The 24,475-nt window shown below is 35.2% G+C and carries 18 protein-coding genes; 12 read left to right on the top strand and 6 right to left on the bottom strand.

What is annotated here, in order from left to right:
- Positions 1-16: 16 nt before the first annotated feature.
- The 11 genes from IWC72_RS04875 (at position 17) to IWC72_RS04825 (ending at position 13,600) form a co-directional block, all read left to right on the top strand.
- On the top strand, positions 17-1,249 hold the full coding sequence (locus tag IWC72_RS04875) for an O-antigen ligase family protein (RefSeq protein ID WP_226979490.1): 1,233 nt from the start codon (positions 17-19) through the stop codon (positions 1,247-1,249).
- Positions 1,250-1,273: 24 nt separating this feature from the next.
- On the top strand, positions 1,274-2,647 hold the full coding sequence (locus tag IWC72_RS04870) for a lipopolysaccharide biosynthesis protein (RefSeq protein ID WP_194529013.1): 1,374 nt from the start codon (positions 1,274-1,276) through the stop codon (positions 2,645-2,647).
- A gap of 39 nt (positions 2,648-2,686) precedes the next feature.
- Positions 2,687-3,949: a glycosyltransferase family 4 protein gene (locus tag IWC72_RS04865; RefSeq protein ID WP_194529012.1), complete on the top strand. Its 1,263-nt coding sequence runs from the start codon at positions 2,687-2,689 to the stop codon at positions 3,947-3,949.
- Between the two features lie 60 nt (positions 3,950-4,009).
- Positions 4,010-5,221, top strand: a complete 1,212-nt coding sequence (locus tag IWC72_RS04860; protein ID WP_194529011.1) for a glycosyltransferase — start codon at positions 4,010-4,012, stop codon at positions 5,219-5,221.
- Positions 5,222-5,309: 88 nt separating this feature from the next.
- Complete coding sequence (locus IWC72_RS04855; RefSeq protein ID WP_194529010.1) at positions 5,310-6,434, top strand: glycosyltransferase family 4 protein; 1,125 nt, start codon at positions 5,310-5,312, stop codon at positions 6,432-6,434.
- A gap of 97 nt (positions 6,435-6,531) precedes the next feature.
- Positions 6,532-7,629: a glycosyltransferase gene (locus IWC72_RS04850; protein ID WP_194529009.1), complete on the top strand. Its 1,098-nt coding sequence runs from the start codon at positions 6,532-6,534 to the stop codon at positions 7,627-7,629.
- A gap of 66 nt (positions 7,630-7,695) precedes the next feature.
- Positions 7,696-8,811 (top strand): glycosyltransferase family 4 protein, encoded by a 1,116-nt coding sequence (locus IWC72_RS04845; RefSeq protein WP_194529008.1) that lies wholly within the window; start codon positions 7,696-7,698, stop codon positions 8,809-8,811.
- A gap of 68 nt (positions 8,812-8,879) precedes the next feature.
- The gene (locus IWC72_RS04840; RefSeq protein ID WP_194529007.1) at positions 8,880-9,875 is read left to right on the top strand and encodes a heparin lyase I family protein; all 996 of its coding nucleotides are present in this window, start codon (positions 8,880-8,882) and stop codon (positions 9,873-9,875) included.
- Positions 9,876-10,073: 198 nt separating this feature from the next.
- Entirely contained in the window at positions 10,074-11,123 is a 1,050-nt protein-coding gene (locus tag IWC72_RS04835; protein WP_194529006.1) for a heparin lyase I family protein, read from the top strand.
- 648 nt (positions 11,124-11,771) lie between these two features.
- Positions 11,772-12,785, top strand: coding sequence for an MBOAT family O-acyltransferase (locus tag IWC72_RS04830; protein WP_317171388.1), 1,014 nt, complete (start codon positions 11,772-11,774; stop codon positions 12,783-12,785).
- Positions 12,786-12,871: 86 nt separating this feature from the next.
- A complete protein-coding gene (locus IWC72_RS04825; RefSeq protein ID WP_226979488.1) occupies positions 12,872-13,600 on the top strand; it encodes a hypothetical protein in 729 nt (242 codons plus the stop codon).
- A 6-nt stretch (positions 13,601-13,606) separates the two neighbouring features.
- Here IWC72_RS04825 and IWC72_RS04820 read toward each other — a convergent pair whose 3' ends face one another.
- Positions 13,607-14,188, bottom strand: a complete 582-nt coding sequence (locus IWC72_RS04820) for a serine O-acetyltransferase (protein ID WP_194529003.1) — start codon at positions 14,186-14,188, stop codon at positions 13,607-13,609.
- A gap of 350 nt (positions 14,189-14,538) precedes the next feature.
- On the opposite strand from IWC72_RS04820, the gene IWC72_RS04815 reads away from it, so the two are divergent.
- On the top strand, positions 14,539-18,363 hold the full coding sequence (locus tag IWC72_RS04815) for a PKD domain-containing protein (protein WP_194529002.1): 3,825 nt from the start codon (positions 14,539-14,541) through the stop codon (positions 18,361-18,363).
- Between the two features lie 40 nt (positions 18,364-18,403).
- Here IWC72_RS04815 and IWC72_RS04810 read toward each other — a convergent pair whose 3' ends face one another.
- The 5 genes from IWC72_RS04810 to IWC72_RS04790 all read right to left on the bottom strand — a co-directional run bounded on the left by IWC72_RS04810 (position 18,404) and on the right by IWC72_RS04790 (position 24,359).
- Positions 18,404-19,705 carry a hypothetical protein gene (locus IWC72_RS04810; RefSeq protein ID WP_194529001.1) on the bottom strand — a complete coding sequence of 434 codons (1,302 nt, stop codon included), beginning with the start codon at positions 19,703-19,705 and terminating at the stop codon, positions 18,404-18,406.
- Positions 19,698-20,777, bottom strand: coding sequence for a glycosyltransferase family 2 protein (locus IWC72_RS04805; RefSeq protein ID WP_194529000.1), 1,080 nt, complete (start codon positions 20,775-20,777; stop codon positions 19,698-19,700). Before IWC72_RS04805 ends, IWC72_RS04810 begins: the two co-directional genes overlap by 8 nt.
- A 273-nt stretch (positions 20,778-21,050) precedes the next feature.
- Entirely contained in the window at positions 21,051-22,019 is a 969-nt protein-coding gene (locus IWC72_RS04800; protein WP_194528999.1) for a polysaccharide deacetylase family protein, read from the bottom strand.
- 1 nt (position 22,020) lies between these two features.
- Entirely contained in the window at positions 22,021-23,355 is a 1,335-nt protein-coding gene (locus tag IWC72_RS04795) for an NAD(P)/FAD-dependent oxidoreductase (RefSeq protein ID WP_194528998.1), read from the bottom strand.
- A gap of 5 nt (positions 23,356-23,360) precedes the next feature.
- Positions 23,361-24,359 (bottom strand): NAD-dependent epimerase/dehydratase family protein, encoded by a 999-nt coding sequence (locus tag IWC72_RS04790; protein WP_194528997.1) that lies wholly within the window; start codon positions 24,357-24,359, stop codon positions 23,361-23,363.
- Between the last annotated feature and the right edge of the window lie 116 nt (positions 24,360-24,475).

Below are 24,475 nucleotides of genomic sequence, written 5' to 3'. Positions count from 1 at the left end.
GCATAAAGTGACGGGTATGGAACCTAATTATATATTAGGTATGATATGTCTTGTTTACTTAGGTTATGTGTTGTATATCTTGTACAAAAATGACCAAACATTAAAAGTTCCAAATTATGTAATATTTTATGGTCTTTTTGCGCTGTATGCGTTGCTTTGCAATATGTTCGTTTCAGAAGAACTCCAAGAAAACGGAATTGTTAAGTACCTTTATTCAGACCCTTTTATTCAGACCTTCATTGCTTTTTTGGTTGTAGAAAACGTTTCATTTCCTTCTAAATGGATGGATTGGGCGTTAAAAATTTTTGGTTTAACTCTTGTAATTGCAGCTATTGTTTCTATTATTCAAACTTTCAAACCTCTTTTTTTGGTTAAAACAGATGACTTGGTTCAGGGTCTCTCCTATGGAAGGATGCAGGAGTATTACAGTAATAACCCACAAGAAGTAACAGGAGACGTCAATAGATTTATTGATGGATATAGACATTCCATATTTTCATTTATTAATGAGGTTTCCGTAGGTGTTGATGCTATGGCTTTGTTTAGTATTATGATTGCAGTCAAGTCAAAAAAGTGGATAAAAACAGTTCTAATTTTTGCTTCTGCTACAACTGTTGGATTTTTATCCAGTGCAAGATGGATTATGCTAAACTTTCTGGTAATCTCTAGCCAGAAAATATGGATTGGAAAAAATAAATTGGTTAAAGCCCTTAAGTTTGGTTTGTACGGATTGGTCCTCCTGACTTTTATAATGGTCGCTATAAGTTTTTCCGGAATTAACTTAGAAAAATTTATTGAAGAAAGACTGCTATCAGATAGTGCAGGAACTCGTTTATTGGCATTTGAGGTGTTCTTTAAGGTTTTTCCTCACAATCCTATTTTAGGAACTATGGGATTGGATACGGAAGAAGTTGTTAGGTTGTTAAGAGGGCGTAGTTCCCAGATACATGTGGGTTATTTGAAGCTCTTTTATTATTATGGTCTGGTAGGTGGGCTTATTTATTTAACTTTTTTAGGACTACTTTTAAAAAGGATGATAGGTATTGGACGTAGCTCAGGATACTGGGGTGGTTTTTTCGCTTTTCTTGCCTTTGCTGTAGCCAACCTTACTTTAGTTATTTTTGATTTATTCTATTATGGGCTAATGTTTGCCATTATTTTTTCTAATTATTACAACCAAAATAGAGGCCAAAACATTTCTTTGAAGGCGCAAAATAATTCAACTCGGTCAAGGATAGATTATGAATAGAATTATCATCTCTAATTACAATTAATGTATAAAGCTCTAATAAGCCTATTGAATAAAATAGGGCAGCGTCTAAATAAGGGTCAAAAACGATCTGTAAAAGCCAAAAAGAATATATTGGCATCCTTTTTAATAAAAGGGACCAGTATTCTAATAGGTTTTTATATGGTGCCTTTGACCATTGGCTATGTAGATAAAGAGCAATATGGTGTATGGCTTACGTTGTCCTCAGTAGTTGGTTGGTTTAGTTTTTTTGATATTGGCCTTGGGAGTGGTCTCCGAAACAAGTTGGCACTTGCTTTGGCAAATGAAGAGATGGAAAAAGCAAAATCCTACGTAAGCTCAACGTATGCAATTTTAGGAATGATAATTTCTGGAATTTTAGTAATATTTTTCTTGATACAACCATACCTGAATTGGCAATCTATCTTAAATACTACAGAGGTTAGCGGTCCCGAACTCCGTCTTGTGGCCATTGCTACATTTGCTTTTTTCTGTATCAACTTTATTCTAAAATTAATCTACTCTATCTTCTTGGCCTATCAGCGCCCTGCATTTCAGGGTTTCTATAATTTATTAAGTAATATTTTGTCTTTGTTAATTGTTTTTACGTTAACCAAGACCACAGAAGGGTCGCTTTTTTATCTTTCATTAGCTTTAGGAGTCTCTCCTATGATAATATTAATGTTGGTGAGCATATTTATGTTTTACGGTGGTTATAGGTCTGTTGCCCCATCTTTTTCGTATGTAAAAAAAGAACAGTTCAAGGAGCTTTGGGGTATAGGAGGTAAATTCTTTATTGTTCAGGTTTCATCTATAATTATATTCTCTACGGATAATGTTATTATTACTCAATTATTAGGTCCAGCAGAAGTACCTGCATACGCTATTGCGTATAAATATTTTGGGTTGATTACTGCGGTATTTGCTATTGTGTCCTCCCCTTTTTGGTCTGCATATACAGAAGCCTATGCTAAAAAGGATATAGAGTGGATATTGAATACAAATGGAAAACTAATAAAAGTATGGACGGCATTGTTGGCATTTAGTTTAATTATGTTGCTTGGGTCTAATTACTTTTATCACTTTTGGGTTCCCGAAATAGAAGTTCCGTTTTTACTTTCGGTGATTATGTGTGTTTATGTAAACGTTTTGGCGTGGGGCAATATTTTTGTGGTATTTATAAATGGAGTGGGTAAAATTCAGCTTCAGTTAATAGTTGGTATTATTAGTATGATAGTTAATATTCCATTATCCTATTTTTTTGCAAAAACTTTAGGGTTAGAATCGTCAGGAGTAATTTTAGCAAGTATTATTTCAGTGGCATATGGGCCAATATTGGCACCAATACAATTTAAGAAAATCTTGAACGGAACCGCAAAAGGTTTGTGGAATAGATAATGAAATTATTATAAATAAAAAGTTTATAAAAACTAAATTATGCGCGTACTCTGGTTTTCAAATAGACCTCCATTAGGAGCATCTGGTTCTAAGAATAGAGTCGGAGGAAGTTGGATAGAATCATTGGAACAAGAAATAATGACTAACTCAGACATTGAGTTGGGTATAGTTTTTAGTGAGCTTGAAAAAGAACCGAAAGAAATTGACTCTGATACTTCTCGAACCAAATATTTTATGGTTCCCAGATATCCATATAGCAAATTAGATAGGTGGTATAGTCGCTTTTTTGCAACACCGCCTTCCGAAGCAGGCTTAAAACATTATCTGGATGTGGTTAATGATTTTAACCCGGACGTAATTTTGTTTTTTGGTACAGAATCAGATTTTCCTCTAATAATTCCAGAATTAAAAGTTCCATCAATTATTTGGTTTCAGGGGAATCTTACCGTGTATGAAATCATGTATGAAAATGGACTTAAAGCTAAAATCACATTGGGTCTAGAGTCTTTTAAACGCATGTTATCCGGGGATACTATGTATCATAATTTCTTAAAATTCAAACATCTTGTAAAAAGAGAGAAACGTATTTTTTCTTTCGCTCAAAACTTTATAGGCCGTACTAATTGGGATAGTAGATTGGTGAAAACAATGGCGCCCCAGGCTAAGTATTTTCATTGTGATGAGGCAATGCGTCCTCCATTCTTGGAGAACCAATGGAAACAATGGAGTGATAGGGGTAAATTTGTTATTACCACTACTATAAGAGGAAATTTGTACAAAGGTCTAGAAACAGTATTTAGAACAAGTGCAATTCTAAGTGATAAACTTGGAAAGCGTTTGGAATGGCGTATAATTGGTATTGCTGAAGGTACTGTTTATACTAAGGCAGCCCGAAAGGAAGCTAATTTTCCATTATCTCGTTCAGAAGTTAAATTATTAGGTAATAAAACTGGGCCTGAAATGATAGAAGAACTATTGAATTCAGATATATACGTGCATCCATCGCATATAGAGAATAGTCCCAACGGGGTTCAAGAAGCTATGTTGCTGGGAATGCCGGTAATTGCAACTAACGTTGGGGGAACGCCAAGTATGTTAGTTGATGGTGTTGAGGGTCTATTGGTGCAAAGTAAAGACCCCTATGCTATGGCAGGTGCTATTTTAGAATTTAGTGAATCTCCATCTAAAGCAAAGGCCATGGGCGATAACGCTAGAAAGTTAGGATTGGTGAGAAATGATAGCAAGAAAATATGTGACGATCTCTTAAATATTTTTGATGAACTAACTCAATCAAATAATTAGGTTCGGATATTACTTTTATAGAAAAATGTAAAAATCACATCTAGAACTGTCTAGAAAAAAATGAAATTGGAAAAAGAAACACAAAATAACGCGCCACATATTGTATTCATGGGAGAAATTAGATTTCCTTATGGGTTGGCTGCGGTACAGCGGCTTACTCTTATGAGTAAAGCATTTTTGCATGAAGGGTGTAGGGTTACCGTAATTTGTAGAAAGGGATCTTGGAACCAAGACGAACATAAAGATTTTAAATATAAAGGCAATTTTGAAGGTATTGATTATATCTATACCTCAAAAGATACCCATAGGCCCAATAGTTTTTTGGGACGGAATGTTCAAAAGATAAAAGGTATTTTTGGTGAGCTCAGATATTTGAGAAAATTAAAGAAAAATGATAGAATAGATTTGGCTATCGTTCCCAATAGGGAGGTTAAACACGCCCTTCGTTATCTGTTGTTTTCATATTTTTATAAAATACCTACTGCAACTAATTTTGTGGAAATGGCCTCTTCAATGGAGCATAGAACAGGTTTTTTTCAACGTATTAATGATGGTTTGATAGATAACTGGATTTTAAAAAAATATAATGGAGCGCTACCTATTAGTGATCGATTAATGAATCATTATAATCAAAAGTCACCATTAAAACCTGCTTTGAAATTACCTATTTTATGTGATTTTGAAAAGTTCAATATATCTAAGTCTAATCAAGAAGAACCATATTTTCTTTACTGCGGAAGTATACGTTATAAAGAGGTTTTTAATTTTATCATAGAGACTTACAAAAGTTTGAATGTAGATGAGCATACTAAGTTATATATGATTGTAAGTGGAGGAAGTAAAAATGAAACTGCTCAGTTGGAAGATGAAATTAATAATTCTTTTACTACCAAACCTATAAAATTATTTACTAATATTCCTTATGAGCAATTAGTGAATTTATATACAAATGCAATAGCACTCTTAATTCCATTAAGACCCACAATTCAGGATACTTCTAGATTTCCTCATAAAATAGGGGAATACCTTGCTTCAGGAAATCCTGTTGTGACAACAGCAGTGGGTGAGATAATCAATTATTTTGAAGACGGTAAAACAGCTTTGGTTGCAGATAATTATAATGTTACCGCCTTCGCTGAAAAAATGAGATTCGTAATAGATTATCCAGAGAAATCCATTGAGATTGGATTAAAGGGAAAAGAACTTGGATTAAGAGAGTTTGATTATAGGTCACATGGAAAAAGGATGTTAGGTTTTCTAAAAACACTATAATATTTATATGGTCTTTTAAAGCTGCCTATGCGTATATTAGGAAGACTTAAATAACGGTTTTGAATACCGAAAAGTTTAAACGAAATCTATGAAATTATTCTTAGTTGGTGATTTTCCTGAAGATAATAAGGCCTATGGCGGAGTGCAGGGAGTTTTGGTAAACATGGCTAATGAACTTGTGAAACGCGCAGATATTGAGCTAGTTTTGGTTTCTACTTCTTCCAACAGCGGGTTCGCCAAATTCGAAAAAATATGTTCAGTTTATAGATTGGGTTTTAGATCATCTTTTCTACAAGCAAGAAAAGAGTTTCGTGATATTGTTATAAAGGAAAACCCAGATATTATACATCTTCAAGGTGTTGTGCCTGGAGTACTTTTGTATAGGTCTAGTTACAAAAAAATCTTTGTGGTTACACAACATGCAATTCTTAGTGAAGAGCGTTTGCTTCAGGTCACTAGCAAAAGAAAAATGCTTTTTAGGATTAAAGAGGTGGTAGAAGATTACTACCTAAATAAGGTGAAGAACATCATTTTTATTTCGGAATATAACAAAGGAATATACTTTAAAAAAAATGGTAAGATTACAGATGTTAATTCTGAGCTTATTGTTAATCCAGTAAATGAAATCTTTTTTAAAAAACCGCAAGCCTTAGAAAGCCAAGTCTCTAATGAAATGTATTTTGTAGGGGAAATAAAGAAGCGTAAAGGTCTTCATGTTCTCATACAGGCACTTCATTTGTTAGATAGGAAAGGAATAGATTGTAAACTTCATGTAATTGGGGGTTACAAAGAAATGGAATATAAGAGAGAAATCGATGATTTAATTGGCTCTCTTAATATTGCAGAAAAAGTGATATTCTGTGGGTGGAAAAATCAATCCGAAGTTTTAGCATACGCTGAGAATATTCCTGTTTTTGTGCTACCTTCTTTTCAAGAAACGTTGCCTTTAAGTATAGCCGAAGCAATGACTCAAGGAAAAATAGTTGTAGCTACGGATATATGTGGTATTCCTGAAATGATAAAAAACCATGAATCCGGCTATCTTTTCCCAAAAGGAAATCCGGAAAAATTAGCAGATGTTCTTGAGCTTGTTTTTCAAAATCAGGACAAACAAAAAGTAGTGTCGGATAATGCAAAAAGTGCAAGTAAGAGGTTTGAACCAAAAACGGTAATAGAGAGAACAATTAATTTTTACGAACGTATTTTATCTTAATGAAACATATTAGCATAAATATGGACCAAGGCAAGCCATTTGCTCAATAACAAAAAACAGCTTAGTTAAGTACGTATTTAACCAGCCACTTTAAAATATGAAAGTATTAATACTTATTGAAAGCCTTACTTCGGGAGGAAGGGAAAGAAGATTGATCGAATTGATTAAAGGTAGTAAAAGGTATGAAGATATAGAACTGGGTTTAGTAGTTTTTTCAGATAGAATTCATTACAAGGAAGTTTATGACTTAGGTGTACCAATTACTATATTAAAAAGGGAGCCTAAGAAGAATCCAATGGTTTTTTATAGGCTTTTTAAGCTTTGTAAAAGCTGGAAACCGGATTTGATTCATAGTTGGGGGTCTATGTCTACTATTTTAGGAATACCTTCTTCCATATTGCTAGGTATACCACTTATTAATGGTAGTATAGTTGATGCGCCGGAAAATCTTAATTTACTCAACAAGGATTATTTCAGAACAAAGTTAGCTACGCCCTTTTCGAAGGTTATTGTAGGGAATTCTTTGGCGGGACTAAAGGCATACAATATTTCAAATAAAAAAGGTTTGTGCATTTATAACGGTTTTGATCTAAGTAGAATAATAGAACTTAACAGTGATGCTAACATACGTCAGGAATTTAATATTGTAACTTCCAAAATTGTAGGTATGGTAGGGAGCTTTTCCGAAAGAAAAGACTTCAAAACGTATATAAAAGCTGCAATTTTGGTGTTAGAAAAAATGGAAGATGTAACCTTTCTGGCTATTGGAGGAGGGCCTGATTTGGAAGAATGTAAAAAAATGGTTCCTGAAAAACATGGTGAAAAGTTTATTTTTGCCGGTTTGCAGAACGACGTTGAATCTATAGTAGCTACGTTTACCTTGGGTGTTTTGTCTACTAATATGAAGGTTCACGGTGAGGGGATATCCAATGCAATTTTGGAATATATGGCATTAGGTAAAGCGACTGTAGCTACCATAGGAGGTGGAACTAACGAGGCTATTGAAGATGGAAAAACAGGCTTTTTGGTAGCTCCTGCATCACCCGAAGAAATGGCGGGCAAAATTTCACTGATATTAAGTGATGACCAGTTGTGTCAGGCTATGGGTATTGCAGCTAGAAATAGAATGGAAAAAATGTTCGGACTAAAAAAAATGACCGATTCATATGTAAAATTGTATAAGGAAAATGTATGATTAGGGCTTTGGTACTAGGGTTTTTAATTATAGAAAAAAGGTTTTTGATAAAAAAGAACTATTAAAATGAAGGACAAACCGAAAATTGCATTTTTTGGTATTAAGTATTTCCCTTCTCGGGGAGGTACAAGTAGAGTAGCTGAAAACTTAATCATTAATTTGGTAAATGATTTTGATATTACTGTTTATTGCTATAAAAACAAAGTAGCTGAAAATCATATACCAGGAGTGAAAGTTATAGAATTTCCGGAGATTAAATTCGGGAGCCTAGGGGTGTTTCTTTATTACGGCCTATGTTATTTGCATATCAATCTTTTTGGTAAATATGATATTGTACATGCTCATAAAATTGATAGTTTCTTTTTTCTAAATGGACTTTTAAAAAAAACTAAAGTAATAGCTACTGCTCATGAAGCTCCTTATAAGCGAGATAAATGGGGTCGTGTGGCCAAAAAATTCTTTAAGCTTTGTGAAAGACGCTTTTTGAATTTTAAAGGAACTAAGACAGCTATTTCAAAACCTCTTTGTGAATTTTATAAAGAAACGGAAACTGTTGACGTTCTATTTGTTCCTAATGGGATTAACTTGTCTGAAAACCGATCGGTGACTCTTGCTGAAAAGTTTTGGCCCTCACAATTACCGAAATCTACGCCTTTTGTTTTATTTGCAGCACGGAGGATTATGGGAACCAAAGGCTTGCACACAATGCTCAAAGCATATAAAAAGGTGAATTATAAGGGGCATATTTTTGTAGCGGGCGAGTTAGATAATTATCCGACGTATATCAAAGAGATTAAGGAGCTGAGCAAAGGACTCAATGTTCATTTTCTTGGTTTTGTAAATCCGCTACCCGCACTATTGGCATTAGTAGACACATGTGAGTATTTTGTATTTCCTTCAGAAACAGAAGGAATGTCTATTATGTTATTAGAAGTAGCAAGTACCGGAAAACCTATTTTAGCAAGTGATATTCCAGAAAATAAGCAAGTTTTTAATGAAGAGGATGTTCTCTTTTTTAAAGATAAAAATGTAGATGACCTTGCTGAAAAAATAGAATGGGTGGAGAATAATAGTATTGAATTCCAATTACTGGGGAAACACGCAGAGACTAAAGTAGCCAATAGGTATACTTGGGATCGAATAGCTTTAGAGTATAAGGAACTCTATGAGGGGCTTTTGTAAAGTGACAGTTTTAATTTTACGGTATGTTATTTGATTGTGAATTGGAGTAAAGATTCTAAAAAATATCAATGAAATTTTTATCATTATTTCTTGTGGTTGTTGCGGTATCCATGTCTAGCGATAAGAATAGTGCTGTCTTCTGGTTTCAGGATGCTACTGAGGATAGCAAGCTTGTTTTACTTCAGAATAGAAATTTAGGTCATGAGATTAATCAATATATGTCAACTGATAGCATTTGTAAAACTAAAGGAGGGAAAGCCTTTGATACAGGCTTAAAAGTTTGGTGTTGGGATGATATTAGCATTCCCTCTTATGTTGGTGAGAAATCTAAGAATTTCAGTGATAACCAGTTAAAAGTTGACTCTGAATGTTATGAAAAACAAGTGTCAATTGAAAAAGGAAGACTTAAGTTTCGTGTTAGCCCCTTAAATTTTAAAGCCAATGATTGGTGTGATAATGAATTTAATATACGGGCAGAAATTAGTACCGCTCCTTGGTTAGTAAATCATCCAAAAGGAACAGAAGAGTGGTTTGGGTGGAGTTATACATTAGGGGATGATTACATAGTAGATCAAGACAATCCTTGGCTTTTTTTTCAAGTACACGAGGGTACCAAAGGTAAAACACCGCTCATTGCGCTTTGGTGTATGAATAAAGGAGGGCAAGGTAGTGGCAAGGCTGGTGAAATCCATATTGTAAATTCCTCAAGTAATTATGGCAATAATTTTTATCCCACTAATATCGTACCTACAGCTGGTCAAACAATGGACATTGTTATGCATGTGGTTTGGGGTGATACTCACAATGGTCTGTTAGAGGTTTGGATTGATGGTGTGCAAGTACACAATCGGCAAGCTCGTACGGTTCGTTTTTCTAATCCTGTTGGGGGTAATGCAAAATGGGGGATTTACAAATGGACATGGCGAAATAAGGATGGAGTTACAAAGTCACAAAAGCAAGGCATTACCCACTTACAGACCTTTATGGGGCCACTTAAGATGGTTACACGAAGGCCTAAGGACATTAATTATTTAAGTAATTCATATATGTTAGTTGCTCCGTGAATTAATTGGGTACTTCTTTTTTCTTGACATATATAATTCTTCCAATGCATTTTATCGATAAAAATGGATTATAGTTTTTCGACGAGCAACACCTCTACAAAGTACTAAACGTATTCATACCTCCGTTAGGTTTAAACCCAAATTTGATTGTTGAGATAGGTTAAAAAATCTTCTCAGCACTTATTAAACCTACTTGTTATGAAAGTGATGAAAATAGCCTTGTCTATTCTTGCGTTAAATTGTTTTTTTTCTTGTGGAAAAGATGAATCTATAGTGCAGAAAGACGCATTGTATGAGAACAATGAAATTGAAAAAATTATTAAAGAAGAGGTTATGGAAGAAGAGGCTCTTTCACAAAAAGAAGCTCTAGCTATTCAGCAAGAAAAAGTTGAAGAGAACCAAAAAAACGAGGTTATTTGCGAAACGACTGGGGGCATGGGGTATGAGACTGGTCTAAAGGTCTGGTGTTGGGGTGATGTTGAAATACCAGATTATTCTTCAAAAGTAGGTATTCTTTTTAGTAACGGAGAATTAAAGATCAATTCAGAGTGTTTTGAAAAACAAGTTTCAAAAGAGGGAAGCCTTCTTAAGTTTAGTGTTAACCCAACTTATCCAGAGGTTGGTAATTGGTGCTCCAACGAATTTAATATGCGTGCAGAAATTAGCACTGAGCCTTGGAGAATTAATCACCCTATTGGAACTGAAGAATGGTTTGGGTGGAGTTATGGTTTTGGGGATAATTATATTATTGATAGGGAAAATCCCTGGGCTTTTTTTCAAGTGCATGAGGGTACAGCAGGTAAAACACCTCTTATTGCCTTGTGGTCGGTAAACGAAGGTGGAGCCGGTTCAGGGAATGCGGGAGAGGTTCTTGTGGTAAATAATTGCGATGATAGTAAAAGCACCTATTATTCTACAGGAATTATACCAAAGGCCTCCCAAACTTTAGATATAGTTATGCATGTAATTTGGGGAGATGAAAACAATGGCTTACTTCAGGTATGGATTGATGGAGCAAAAGTAGTTGATGAACGAAAACGTACGGTGCGGGCATCAAATCCAGTAGGAGGAAATGCCAAATGGGGTATTTATAAATGGCCATGGAGAAATGATGACAATGTTCAAAAGTCAAGGGGTTTAGGGATAACTAAATTAGAAACCTTTATGGGTCCCTTGCGGATTATTACTAGAATGCCTGAGGATTTGGAGTATAAGAGAGATTCATATGCTTTAGTTGTGCCAAGATAATATTACTGGATATATATGTAACACTCACCTAAGAGTTGTTATTTTATTGTTTCTTTAATAGCTCCTGCAATTGTGGTGTAATTAATCTTGTAACGGGTTAAAAGAAAGTGTCATGTTGTTGGTAAATGGGAAAATAACGTTAATTTTGGCCGCCTAAGTGGACTGTATTTAAGTTTATTTTAGATGTTATCTATTCGAATTACGAATAGATAAGAATAATAAAAGCCAAATATTAAGGAAGTGTTATTCAATTCCATAGAGTTTCTTATTTTTTTGCCAATAGTTTTTTTTCTTTATTGGTTCGTCTTTAATAAGAGTTTAAAGTCTCAAAATTTATTGGTGCTCATAAGTTCCTATATTTTTTATGGTTGGTGGGACTATCGCTTCTTGTTTTTGATTTTTCTCTCTACAATAGTAGATTATTTTATAGGGCAAAGTATTCCGCTCCAGACCAGAGAAGATAGGAAACGTTTTCTTTTGTGGGGGAGTATGTTGTTCAATCTTGGAGTCCTAGGATTTTTTAAATATTATAATTTTTTCATAGATTCTTGGGTAGAGCTAGTTAGTTCTTTTGGGTATGAGATGCAGAGTACTTGGACCCTGAATATTATATTGCCAGTTGGAATATCATTTTACACTTTTCAAACTATGTCATACACTATAGATGTGTATCGTAGTAACTTAAAGCCAACTAAAGATTTTGTTTCCTTTGCCTCTTTTGTATCTTTTTTTCCACAATTAGTGGCTGGACCTATTGAAAGAGCTACTAACTTATTACCTCAAATTCTAAGTCTAAGAGTGTTTAAATATGACGTTGCAGTTCAAGGGCTACGGCTAATACTTTGGGGTATGTTTAAAAAGGTTGTCATTGCTGACTCCTTGGCTCCTGTTGTAGATAATATTTTTTCTGGATTTGACACCTTCGGAGGAGGGACACTTATATTAGGGTCTATTTACTTCGCTTTTCAGATTTATTGTGATTTTAGCGGGTATTCAGATATAGCTATTGGTATATCAAAGTTATTTGGCTTTGAGCTTATGTCAAACTTTAAATTCCCTTATTTTTCAAGAAATATAGGAGAGTTTTGGCGTCGTTGGCATATATCATTATCAACTTGGTTTAGAGATTATTTATATATACCCTTGGGAGGGTCTAAAGGCGGGAGATGGATGTCACTCAGAAATATTTTTATAATATTTATTGTTAGCGGTTTTTGGCATGGTGCCAATTGGACCTTTGTCATATGGGGTTTAATTCATGCTATGCTTTATATTCCTTCTTTTGTTCTTAATACCAATAGAAAATACTTAACAGTAGTCGTTGCTGAGCATTCTATGTTTCCATCACTTAAAGAAGTTTTTCAGATGGGTGTTAATTTCTGTTTTGTAACTATGGGCTGGGTATTCTTTAGAAGTGAGAGTACTGAAAAGGCAATTACAATTATCGAAAAGTTTTTTACTGAGTTTTCATATCACACGCCATATAAAGATTATTTATATTATTACGTAGTGCCGTTTGTCATTTTAGAATGGCTATTTAGAAGGGATGAGCGCCTAACCAAAGTTAATAGATTTCTGTGGTTAGGGCTTACGTTTTTATTCTTAATATTTATAACGGCAAAATTCGGTAATCAACAGTCATTTATATACTTCCAGTTTTGAAAATTTTCTTGATACATTTTTTTAAGTATTATGGGGTTCCCATGCTTTTAGTAGTGTTTTTTTTTCGTACACCCGTTTCGTTGTATTTGAATAAGGCAAAGGGAGTGTATGATCTCGTGTCTAATGTGGTTAAAGGCGGGGTGTCTACAAATACCATACTATTAGGAGATTCTGTTTGTAAGCAATTTTATGAAAAAGTAAAAAATGAAGAATATTATTGCTTTTGTGAAAATCAGAGTTATGAATTACCTGGTAATTTTTTATTGTTGAAGTCATTGGTTGAGAATGATTCTCACTTTAACAAAATGGTTCTGGTTATGAATCCATTAACGTTGATTTCATCATTAAATCAAGATTATACATATAACTATTTTGTTAAACCATTTAGGGGTCAATTGAAAAACCTTGAATCTAAAGAGGTGAATTATATAAAAAACACTTTTCCTTCTGAGGAACTTCTGAAATTTAAGTTTTCCAACTTTAAAATGCCAAACCCCTCCAATTCTTCTGATATAAGTAAGTTGGATGCTGTGTATATTTCTGAAGTAAACATGAGGTATTTAAAGAAAATAGATTCCATTTGCAATGCACGTGGGATTGATTTTAAAATGGTAAGTCCTCCCTTACCTTTGAATAATAAGCAGGTAATAGAAAGTTTTTTTCTAGGGTCCGAGCCATATTTAAAAGAGTATTTTAAGTCGGTTACTTATTATGATTCAATAGATAGTAAAGATGGTATACATCATCAAAATGCAGAGAAATTTATTTTAAAAAATAGTGAACAACTAGATGCTTTGTTGCAGTTTAGAGAATAATTTCAGTTAATCAGAGTAAGGGATTATTTTTTTTATATCAATTTCTTTAATGATTTTAGCTGGGGACCCGCCTAATAGCACATTGTTTTCTACGCAGGACTTGCTTACGGATGAATTTGCGGCTATTGCTATATTGTTCCCTAAAGTTATGTTTCCATAGATTTTAGCTCCAGGTCCTATGTAAACATTGTTTCCAATTTGTGGAGCCTTGGTGCTACCTCCCGATGCTCCTATGTTTGTACAGGCCTGTATTCGGCAATTTTTGCCAACTTTGGCCGCATTGTGAACTACAATAGTACCATAGTGAAGAATAGCAAGACCAGGCCCAAAAACATTTGGAGCTATAGAGAATCCCAATTTTACTGATATCTTTTTAAACTGAAGGCGTAAGTAAGCGTAATATAACTTGCCAAATATGTCTCTTCTGCAATTCTTATAATATTCAAGTTTTCTAAGTTTTTTTTGAAACTTCCAGACATAATGAGGAGCTATTAATTCTTTAAGAGGTGTTTTCCAAGTGCTTTTTATGTCTAAAGCTTTTTGGTCTAATCTTAAATAGTATATGTAGTCTTTTTTTGATTGAATCATTAAAGAAGATGTTATGTGCTGGTTAAAGATTATTGCCTGTTTTAATCAATAAGTGGGCAAGTTAATATTTTTACGGACTATTTTGAATTAAATTAAGATGTCCAAAATAGATGTAAGTATAAAATTAACCATGGGAATTGAAGTCGTTTAAACTGCAGTTTTCTTTTGAGAACTAGATTGTTTTTGGCTGGTGTAATTGTGCTTGTTCAAAATAATTGTGTTCTTAAATAGATTAAAATATGTATTTCGTCGTTTTTTTTACATCTTTGGTCGACCAAAATGCGATTTAGTTACGTATATAGCCCGAGTTTATATAGTAAATTTTTAACCCTGCCCCAATAGGATTACTTATGAGTATCACCCCCAAAAGGACTTTGTCCTATTTTTTATGTTTTATCGGCATTACTTTTTTATTGAACCTTGCGTGTAGCAAAGATGTAGAATCATTAAGAGAAGTTGTAATTAGTAAACCTACGAGTCCTGTTGTTGGTCAAGGTGAATCGACTGATAATCAAAATAAAGGTTTAATGGAGGAAGTTCCTCAAGCTGGGGATTCTATTGTGGTGGAAACCGAAATTAGGACATCTGTTCTATATCCAATAAACGATGCGTATCTTCAGAATGGAAAAGGATATGATGAAGCCATCATTAGATTAGAAGAGGAGCAACGTACAAGTTATTTAATGTTTGATTTTAGTCCTATAGATTCCATTGGGGGTTCTATTACTACGGCAACCTTAATGTTCGTTATTAATACGGATGATGGTAGTGGAGAGGTTGAGGTTTATAAAGGCAAATCAAGTGATTGGTCAGAAGAAAATCTCAATGAGAAATCTGCTCCAGATGTGGGGGAATTAGTGGGGGCAACCAAACAGGAATATAGAATAAATGCGGAGATTTCTATCGATTTAAAAGTTGAAGAACTGGAATTGGAACCTTCAACATTTATATTAGATCATAAAAATGGAGATGATTTAGCCTTTGCGTCAAAAGAGCATGAAAGTGAAGTTGGAAGTAGCTTAGTTGTTGTTTATGAGGTTGTTGCTGGTTCAGAGGATATTGCTTCTTATCTAACACAACCAAAAGTGATTGATAGAGATAGTGTAAACAATGAGGAAGAAGACGTAGATGTTATAGAGGAAGAAGAGACCGATTCAGAAGAAGAAGCTCTTGTGAAGGAACAGGTGGAAGAAAAAAAAACAGATGAAGAAGGAGAGCCGGAAGAGGGCCCGGTAGAGGAGGAAGCAACTGATTCGGAAGAAAATACGACTAAAAGCGAAGAAGTGGAAGAAGAGAATGCTGACGGAGATGAAAAAAAACCTGAGGATGAACCTGATGAGGCGGCTGCAGATGAGCAGGAAACTGGTTCTGAAGAAGATGTTCCTGCAGAGGTTAAAGAAGAAAGTACAGATAGTACTGAAAATGAGCCTGAAGAGAAGAATAATACAGATTCAATTATTGATGTCTTACCGAATACTCCATTTCCAAAAAATGAATCACCTGTAGCTGTAGTCAGCGGTTCACCTATTAATGGAGAAGCTCCGTTAAAAGTTTCTTTTTCCGCTGCCGATTCGTCTGATGATAAAGCTATTGTGTCATATCTATGGGATTTTAAAGATGGTGAAACTGCTAGTACGGTGGATGTTCAACATACCTTTGTTAAGACAGGGAAATATGAAGTTGCTTTGGTGACTAAAGATGAAGAGGGAATATCCGCTTCAGACATAATTATTATAACAGTAGATGAACCTGGTAATAATGCTCCCACGGCAAAATTGAGTGTAGATAAAACTTCAGGAACACTTCCGCTATCAGTTAATTTTACAGGAAGTGAATCAACAGATGATACGAGCGTTTCCAAGTATTCGTGGGATTTCAAGGACGGCAATAGTTCTGATAAATCGAATCCTTCGCACACATTTGAATCTGCAGGTACTTATGAAGTGGAATTGACGGTAACAGATGCAGAGGGTCTCATTAATAAAGAAACGATTTCGATTACAGTAGAATCAAAGGAAAATGCAGCGCCTGTTGCAAAGTTGAGTGCAAATAAGACTTCAGGAACACTTCCGCTGGCAGTTAATTTTACAGGAAGTGAATCAACGGACGATACCAGTATTACTGGATATTCATGGGATTTTAAGGACGGCAATAGTTCTGATAAATCGAATCCTTCGCACACATTTGAATCTGCAGGCACTTATGATGTAGAGCTAACAGTCACGGATGCAGAGGGTCTCAGTAATAAAGAAACGATTTCGATTACAGTAGAATCAAAGGAAAATGCAGCGCCTGTTGCAAAGTTGAGTGTAGATAAAACTTCAGGAACACTTCCGCTGGCAGTTAATTTTACAGGAAGTGAATCAACGGACGATACCAGTATTACTGGATATTCATGGGATTTTAAGGATGGTAACAGTTCAGATAAATCGAATCCTTCGCACACATTTGAATCTGCAGGTACTTATGATGTAGAGCTAACAGTCACGGATGCAGAGGGTCTCAGTAATAAAGAAACGATTTCGATTACAGTAGAATCAAAGGAAAATGCAGCGCCTGTTGCAAAGTTGAGTGCAAATAAGACTTCAGGAACACTTCCGCTGGCAGTTAATTTTACAGGAAGTGAATCAACGGACGATACCAGTATTACTGGATATTCATGGGATTTTAAGGATGGTAACAGTTCAGATAAATCGAATCCGTCACATACATTTGAAACTGCAGGTACTTATGAAGTGGAATTGACGGTAAAAGATTCAGAGGGTCTCAGTAATAATGGAATGGTTTCTATTACTGTAGAAGCTCCAGCAAATCAACCTCCATCAGCAAAGGTTAGTGCCAATATGCAATCAGGAGATGCTCCCTTATCAATTAATTTTACGGGAAGTAGTTCAAATGATGATGTTGGAGTAACTGCCTATATGTGGGACTTTAAGGACGGCAGCAGTTCAACTAACTCAAATCCTTCTCATACATTTGAATCTGCGGGTACTTATGAAGTAGAGCTAACCGTCGCCGATGCCGGCGGACTCCAAAATAAAGAAACAATAACTATTAACGTTGAGACACCAGTAAATACCCCTCCAATTGCTGTAGTTCGTGCTAATAAGCTTTCAGGAGAAGCGCCTTTTACAGTAAATTTTATCGGTAGTGATTCTTCAGACGATAAGGGTATTACTCGTTATGATTGGAATATTTCGGGTAATTATTCAACTGAAGTAAGTCCATCACATGTGTTTACAGCACCTGGGGTATATGATGTGTCGTTAACTGTAACAGATGTAGAAGGTCTTACTCATATGACATCGTTAAGTGTAAATGTAACCGAAGCTACGACAGTGGGCCAACTCGATTGTAGTATTGGAGGTAAAACTGCTGGAGAGACAGGTCACAAAGTATGGTGTTGGGGAGATATTTCTTTTCCTAGTTGGTCTGGGAGTTCAGGAGTTTCGTTTAGTAATAAACAATTGTATGTAGATTCACAATGTGATGAACAGCAGGTTAGTAAGTCTGGCAATAGACTCAAATTTAAGGTAAATCCTAAAAGTCCAAATGCAGGTAATTGGTGTAGTGAAGATTATAATATTAGGGCAGAAGTACGAACAGAACCATGGAACGTACGTCATCCAAAAGGAACAGAAGAGTGGTTCGGGTGGAGTTATACATTTGGAAATAACTATGTAATTGATAAAAATAATGAATGGCTATTTTTTCAAGTACATCCGGGGGTATCTGGGAAATCTCCGCATACGGAGCTAATGGTAAATCGAGAAGGACAGTATGGTGGACAGGCTGGAGAAATATACATAATAAATCATGTGAATTATCCTGATTACATTGCTACAGGAATTGTTCCTAGGGCGGGGCAGACGTTAGATATCGTTGTTCATGCCGTTTGGGGTGATAATTCTAATGGGGAGCTACAGGTTTGGATAAATGGTCAAAAATTTTATGATAAACAAACTAAAACAATTTATGATTCCCACCCTTGGGGGGGGAATGCCAAGTGGGGAATATATAAATGGCCGTGGAGGGATGGTGATAAGGTACAAGAGTCCATCCAACAAGGAGCATCTGAAATAGAAACATATCTTGGAACTGTAAGAATGATTACCCGTAGACCGGGAGATTCAGATTACGGTACCGACTCTTACTCATTAGTTGCTCCTAATTAACCCCAAAAAAAAGTACTCCGACTATTGCGGAGTACTTTTTTTATACAATTTCTTCTTTTGGATTTACTACTGATATTTTTACTAATTTTTCAAGGTGATAAAAGATAAACAGAGTCATTGTAGGAACCATTACAATAAAGTTTCTGCCTCTCCCATCTAGGACTATTATGCCGCATGCATATACTATACAAAATAACATTAATGCTTTTATTGAAAAAGGCACATACTTTCTCTTGAGTATAAAAGGATAGAGACATAAAAGCCAAAAGATTACAATTATCATATTAGGAATCATATAGCCATAGGTAGTTAAACCTTGATTTCGATATGAAAATGGGTAATGTAATACAAGTCTTCCTGCATTTGCTATTGTGTTTTTTAAATATTTTAAAGGGTGGTCTTTCATGCTTTGGAGTGCCATAGCCTTTAAAGCACTATCTTTTTGGATTTGAGTTAATGATTGTAATCCAATAAAAGAGTCTCTATGATTTCGGGATAATTTTTTAAGATTATCATAGACATCATCAGGCTTGTAGTTTTCATCATTTCCGTATAGAACATCATCAAATGAAAACCAGTTCCCTAGTTCACCTTCATAAGGGCTGGCCCTATGGTACAGAATTTCACCTCCTGCTGTACCCAGGTAGAATAATTTTCCAGTTATCGAATATGCATATAATAAATATGGGGATACCAGTGTGAATGCACAAATTAAGATGATAAAGGACTTTTTTAAATTCAATCTATAATTTTTCTTAAGCATTAAAAACGTAACTGTTAGTAATAGACTCATTAAGACAACATGTAAAAAGATTATTTTTACAAGTATTAATAGTGCCAAAAATAATGCGGGTAGTAAGGTCTTTTTGATTGTAATTTTTTTGGTTTGAAAGAGCTTAACTGTGTAAAATAAAAATCCGCATATAGCAAAGAATGCTAACTGTTCAGAGTAAAGATAAGGCAACCATCGTATAATGGGTGGATACAATCCCACAAGGTAAACCAGATATATGTTATGTTTGTTCTTAGAGAAAAGTTCAATTGTTTTTTTAAAATAAACAATTGCAAAAAACAAAAGGATTGCATTCACCAGTTTAGGGAAAACTAAAGGAGTGTCTAAAGTAATGAAAGGTGTAATGAGGGCGGGATATGCAGGGCCATTTCCGAAGCTAGGATTTTCTGGTTCTTCAAAAAAACCATTAGAAATATTTATCGCATAATGATAATACCTACTTTCGTCCCCCATTAATTCATTGGAAGAGAATAATATTACGACTATGGAGTAAAGAAATAGTAAAGGTAAAAACGGTAAAAAATCTTTTTTAAATCTTTTTTTAATCATGGGGATTTTTAAGGTTTTTTGTTTTTCTTAGTATAGTGCTATTAAGATGAAACAACTCATCAAAATACCGTTTCTTTTGCAACGAAATAAACCCCAAACTTAATAATTGAATGGAGATAATCATAGCGGTACCGCCAACAATAAAGGAATAGGGGCGTTCGGCAAACACTTTAGATATGGCTAGTGCAAATCTATGTCCGAAACCATTGGCAGTCTCGATCGTCATGGGGTAATATTGAATCGCGTCAATCATAATCCACAAAATCATGTAAAAGGAGGGTAGAAAAATAAGTAGCCCAAAAATCCAAAAGAACATATACGGTCTGAACATAAAGCTATTGGCCAACCCATTAAATATGCCCATAACAATGCGTAAACTTGAGGTACGTGTCTTGCCAAGCTTTTGTTGTTCGGACCAATCTAGATGTGCTGGTATTTCTATAACTCGGGCTCTTAAAATATAGGCTTTCAATAAAATCTCGGTATTAATGTCAAAAGTACTGGATTTTGTATTTAGCGAACGTATAAAATCACCTTTATAGGCTCTTACCATTCCAGTGAAAGTGTAAATATTTAATCGGGATGCTTGCCGCATCATAAAGTTTACGGTTTTACTCAATAGTAATCTCAAACGAGGGACGGCAGTATTTTTTCCGCCTTTCATATAAGGGGAGGCAATGACCACATCTGCTTGCGTAGTCTCTATTTCGGACAAAAGTTTTTCAATATGATCAGGAGAATAACTTAGGTCAATATCCAATACAATTACGTAATCTCCTTTACTATGTTGAAAACCTGTTCTTAGGGCTGTACCTAAATTTCTATTTACGATATGATGATAAGCTCTTAGATTATCAATAGAATTCGCAAGTGAATCTGCAATGGCTTTTGTATCGTCTGTACTACCATCATTTATAACAAGTATTTCCCAAGTGTATAAGTCACTGTATTTGGCTAAATAATCATACAGAAGAGAAACATTCCTTTCAAGTATGGCTTCTTCATTAAAGGCTGGTAAAATAATAGATACTAGGGGCTTTGTTCTACCGTTCTTATTGGTTGTCTGTATCATTTTTAGGAGGTTTGGTAATGATAGGTATTTTGAATGAAGATAGGCAATTGATATAGCTGCCTAGCCCAATAGGATTTTGTATCAACTTAATTATACGGTTTTTACTGATATAAAAGTGCCGACTTTTTCAAAATTATAAAATTTAAAGACGGGATGAGCATTAATAGGGTCAAACCGAGTTTAAGTTTGGACGAAGTGTTATGGATTATAGGGTTTCTATAAATTTTAAAATATGGATTTATGTTTTGTGCGAACCTAGCATAGTAGGGTGGATTAACCTTTGGATACATCCATAACTTTGAGATTTCCTTTTTGTATAATGGATTCTACATGCCCATTCATATCCGTTAAGGTAAAGTGCTTACCTAGTTTTTTCATCACTTTTTTAAAGAGATAAACTTTTCTATCGCTTGAAACATTCATTCCAGGAAAAAATGCAAGACTGGTTATCTGGTCGCCACCAATTAAATCTAACGGGTGCAATAAAAAACTAGGTTGAGTCTTGGTTATTTTACATAAGAAAATGGCTATGTTCAAATAAAGCATCATCAAATGAATTGAGATATTACTTATATAAATAAGGTAGCTGAGGTGAAAAGGTATTCTGAATATTGGCATGGTCGTTACCGGTAACTCCAATAACTTTTTGTTCTTATTGGTCTTCCAGAAATACGGTTTCAGTTTCTTGAATCCATCGGAAAATTTACCAAAAATTTCTTTGCGGTCTTCTTTTTCTTCTTTTGAAAGATTAGAGGTGCTAAAATAATACAATCTGGCCAGAGGGCCTATAACTGTTGGTAAAGTTGAGGCATCATAAACATACCCTTTGTCCGCAAGAACTTCAAGTAAAGTAGCACTCCAGCTAAACCCAGGGCCTCTAAATCCATTTGGAGCCTTGCCAGTCACTTTTTCGATAATATCATGAGCTGTATCAATTTCCTTCTCCATTTCTTCTCGTGAATAGAGGTGCAGCCATGTTTCGTGCACAAAAGAATGGTTTCCAATATCATGACCTGCATCGGCAATATCTCTAAGGTATTTATGGTTCTTCTCGAAAGCAGCATCTTGGCCAACGATAAAAAAGGTAATTTTTAGATTCAGTTCATCCAAAACTTTTAGAACATGGGGAACAAAAATATCTAGATAAGAGGGGTAGGTTTCCCATCCCTCTTCTCCATGTATTTTCATGTACGACCATTGGTTGTCCATGTCTAGCGAAAGACTCAAAAAAGGCTTACTCATGCTAACCGACTACATTTTTGTCTAAAGAGGACTTAATTTCTTTTTCAAAACTCTTCATGAATTTGTCTACGTGAGTAACTACCGAGTTGTTATTTACGGACTCACTTACAAATTGAGAAGTGTTCAAAACGTAAAAATCAGGATGAGGTGTTTTTACTTTAGGTACAATTTCAGAATAATTAAGTACTTGCATAGGTTGAACTTTGAACGCTCTATGCACATGAGATGAAATTATATCGGCTTCATCAAAATCAGGGTAAAGGTATTTGACACCTTCTAAGAAAGTAGCTGTGATTTCTTCGTCTGTTTTTGACCAAAGCTCACCGTCATGACTAATGTATTTAGGAAAATACGTAATGTGTTGATTGGCCGTTTCTTCAAGGTCTACAAGAGAACTCATGCCAATTACGCCAGTAAAGGGAGTATCATTGTCACCTATATTCAGAACGTAAAATGGTGTTATTGGCTTTTTTGTAATTAGGATAAGACAGATTGCACCAAGATAGTCAATAGGCTTGCTACTTTTTGAAATATCATAGAGCTCAGGTGAGGTTACTTTTTCCATCACATTTAACGGAGAGGTAAAAACCACCTTATCAAAGTGTTCGGTAGTTCCGTTGTAGCTTACGTTGATTCCGCCCTCAGGATTTACAGAAATATTTTCTACTTGGCTATTCAATAACAAGTTTGAGCCAGCTTGCTTTAACTTCTCATCTAAACGGTCAAAAATAGTCTTGTATCCCCCGTTAACGTAGGCCATGTGTTCTTTTTTTGCAGCAGAGCTACGAGCCTTGAACAATCTTTTAATGTATGTCCAAATGAATACAGCAGAAACTTTTTTGTGATTTTCCCCTAATTTGGCGTGTAACATTGGAGCCCAAAACTTATCGTATGTTTTTTTACCACCAAGTTTGATTAGCCAATCTGTAACGTGAATTTTTTCAAGTGATTTCCAATCGTCAGTTCGAGAGCCCTTCAAAATGGTGTATGCCAACCTCATTTTATCAATAGGACCAAGAAGGGGGAAAAGCAAAAACTCAAAAGAACTACTCACAGAGTGAAACTTTTTGTTTTCGTAAAACCCCGTAAGTGAACGACGCCATTGTATTTGATCTCCGAGACCTATCTCACCTAGAAAGTCAATAAGGTCTGTATCGGTGGGTGTTATGGCATGGTAATATTTGTCCCATGTAAAATCACCGTAATTGTGATATGTAGAGAGCCCGCCAGGTAGAGCATCCTGTTCAATTACTTTAACTGTTGCTTTGGTTGAGGCGGTTATTCTTTGAGCTAAAACAAGACCCATTAAACCTCCTCCAACGATTGCTATTTTCATATAAACTATACTTTTTGCAAAGAAACACTTTTCTGCCAATTAAAAGTAATGCGTAGACCTTCTTCCAAGGAAGTCTGGGCTTTTATACCTAGTATTCGCTCAGCTTTTGTATTGTCCGGTACACGTCTCATTACATCTTGATATTTTCTGCCAGCTGATATTTCGTTATACGGAATCAACTTTACTTCGGAAGTGGTTGGTTCGTCAGATATTCTCTTTAGCATATTGGCAAGCTCAAGAATAGTAATTTCTTCGTTAGCACCAATGTTGAATATTTCACCGTTTGCTTCTGGCTTCATTGTAGCGGCATAAATACCGGCTACGGTGTCTTCAACGAACGTGAAGGTCCGTGTTTGAAGTCCATCTCCATGAATAGGTATCTCCTTGTTGTTCAAAATACAGTCTATGAAAACGGATTGTGGTCCTCCCCACCAAGATAGGTTTTGGTTGGGACCGTACGATCCAAAGAACCTTAGGATAACAACAGGGAAGTCAAAATCTTCCATGTAGGCCAATGCTAAATGCTCATCAAAAAGTTTTGAAACGGCATAGGCCCAACGTGGCACTTTTGAGTCTCCAATAAGGCAATTTCCATCTTCCTTAAAAGGAATATCAGGACTCATGCCATATACATCGGAAGTAGATGCTAAAACAAATTTACATTTGAGTTTTTTAGCAAGCTCCAACATGTTCTCGCTTCCTTTGGAGTTTATTTTTAATGTATCTACTGCGTTACCATATCTTGGTATCTTAAAAGCGGCCAAGTGCACAATAACATCAAAGTCGTCATCTAGACTGTTTATTAAACTTGTGTCTAGAACATCTCCTTTAATGAAAGTAAAGTTATTATTATCAAGGTGGTCGTGAATATTTTCAAGCATGCCCATGGATAAATTATCCAATCCTACTACTACATGTCCTTCGCTCAAACATTTGGTTAAATAGTTAGAGCCTAAAAAACCGGCAACACCGGTGATGAGAATTTTCTTTTTCTCTTTAATCATATGGTTAGGTTTGATTTGTAATCGAATTTGGTATTAGTTTTGGGGGCACAAGATACCGTAATTAAACAGGTTTTTAAAATTGGTTTTCCGTGTTTGATGGATAAAATCAGGGCTTA

This window comes from Zobellia roscoffensis, assembly GCF_015330165.1.
GTDB lineage: Bacteria > Bacteroidota > Bacteroidia > Flavobacteriales > Flavobacteriaceae > Zobellia > Zobellia roscoffensis.
This window is presented reverse-complemented; position numbering and strand designations above follow the sequence as displayed.

Bases quoted from the DNA above. Each gene is read 5' to 3' on its own strand.
- IWC72_RS04865 (WP_194529012.1), top strand. From the start codon at position 2,687: ATGCGCGTACTCTGGTTTTCAAATAGACCTCCATTAGGAGCATCTGGT.
- IWC72_RS04800 (WP_194528999.1), bottom strand. From the start codon at position 22,019: ATGAGTAAGCCTTTTTTGAGTCTTTCGCTAGACATGGACAACCAATGG.
- IWC72_RS04855 (WP_194529010.1), top strand. From the start codon at position 5,310: ATGAAATTATTCTTAGTTGGTGATTTTCCTGAAGATAATAAGGCCTAT.
- IWC72_RS04790 (WP_194528997.1), bottom strand. From the start codon at position 24,359: ATGATTAAAGAGAAAAAGAAAATTCTCATCACCGGTGTTGCCGGTTTT.
- IWC72_RS04805 (WP_194529000.1), bottom strand. From the start codon at position 20,777: ATGATACAGACAACCAATAAGAACGGTAGAACAAAGCCCCTAGTATCT.
- IWC72_RS04860 (WP_194529011.1), top strand. From the start codon at position 4,010: ATGAAATTGGAAAAAGAAACACAAAATAACGCGCCACATATTGTATTC.
- IWC72_RS04815 (WP_194529002.1), top strand. From the start codon at position 14,539: ATGAGTATCACCCCCAAAAGGACTTTGTCCTATTTTTTATGTTTTATC.
- IWC72_RS04810 (WP_194529001.1), bottom strand. From the start codon at position 19,705: ATGATTAAAAAAAGATTTAAAAAAGATTTTTTACCGTTTTTACCTTTA.
- IWC72_RS04835 (WP_194529006.1), top strand. From the start codon at position 10,074: ATGAAAGTGATGAAAATAGCCTTGTCTATTCTTGCGTTAAATTGTTTT.
- IWC72_RS04840 (WP_194529007.1), top strand. From the start codon at position 8,880: ATGAAATTTTTATCATTATTTCTTGTGGTTGTTGCGGTATCCATGTCT.
- IWC72_RS04820 (WP_194529003.1), bottom strand. From the start codon at position 14,188: ATGATTCAATCAAAAAAAGACTACATATACTATTTAAGATTAGACCAA.
- IWC72_RS04875 (WP_226979490.1), top strand. From the start codon at position 17: ATGGAACCTAATTATATATTAGGTATGATATGTCTTGTTTACTTAGGT.
- IWC72_RS04845 (WP_194529008.1), top strand. From the start codon at position 7,696: ATGAAGGACAAACCGAAAATTGCATTTTTTGGTATTAAGTATTTCCCT.
- IWC72_RS04795 (WP_194528998.1), bottom strand. From the start codon at position 23,355: ATGAAAATAGCAATCGTTGGAGGAGGTTTAATGGGTCTTGTTTTAGCT.
- IWC72_RS04850 (WP_194529009.1), top strand. From the start codon at position 6,532: ATGAAAGTATTAATACTTATTGAAAGCCTTACTTCGGGAGGAAGGGAA.
- IWC72_RS04870 (WP_194529013.1), top strand. From the start codon at position 1,274: ATGTATAAAGCTCTAATAAGCCTATTGAATAAAATAGGGCAGCGTCTA.
- IWC72_RS04830 (WP_317171388.1), top strand. From the start codon at position 11,772: ATGTCATACACTATAGATGTGTATCGTAGTAACTTAAAGCCAACTAAA.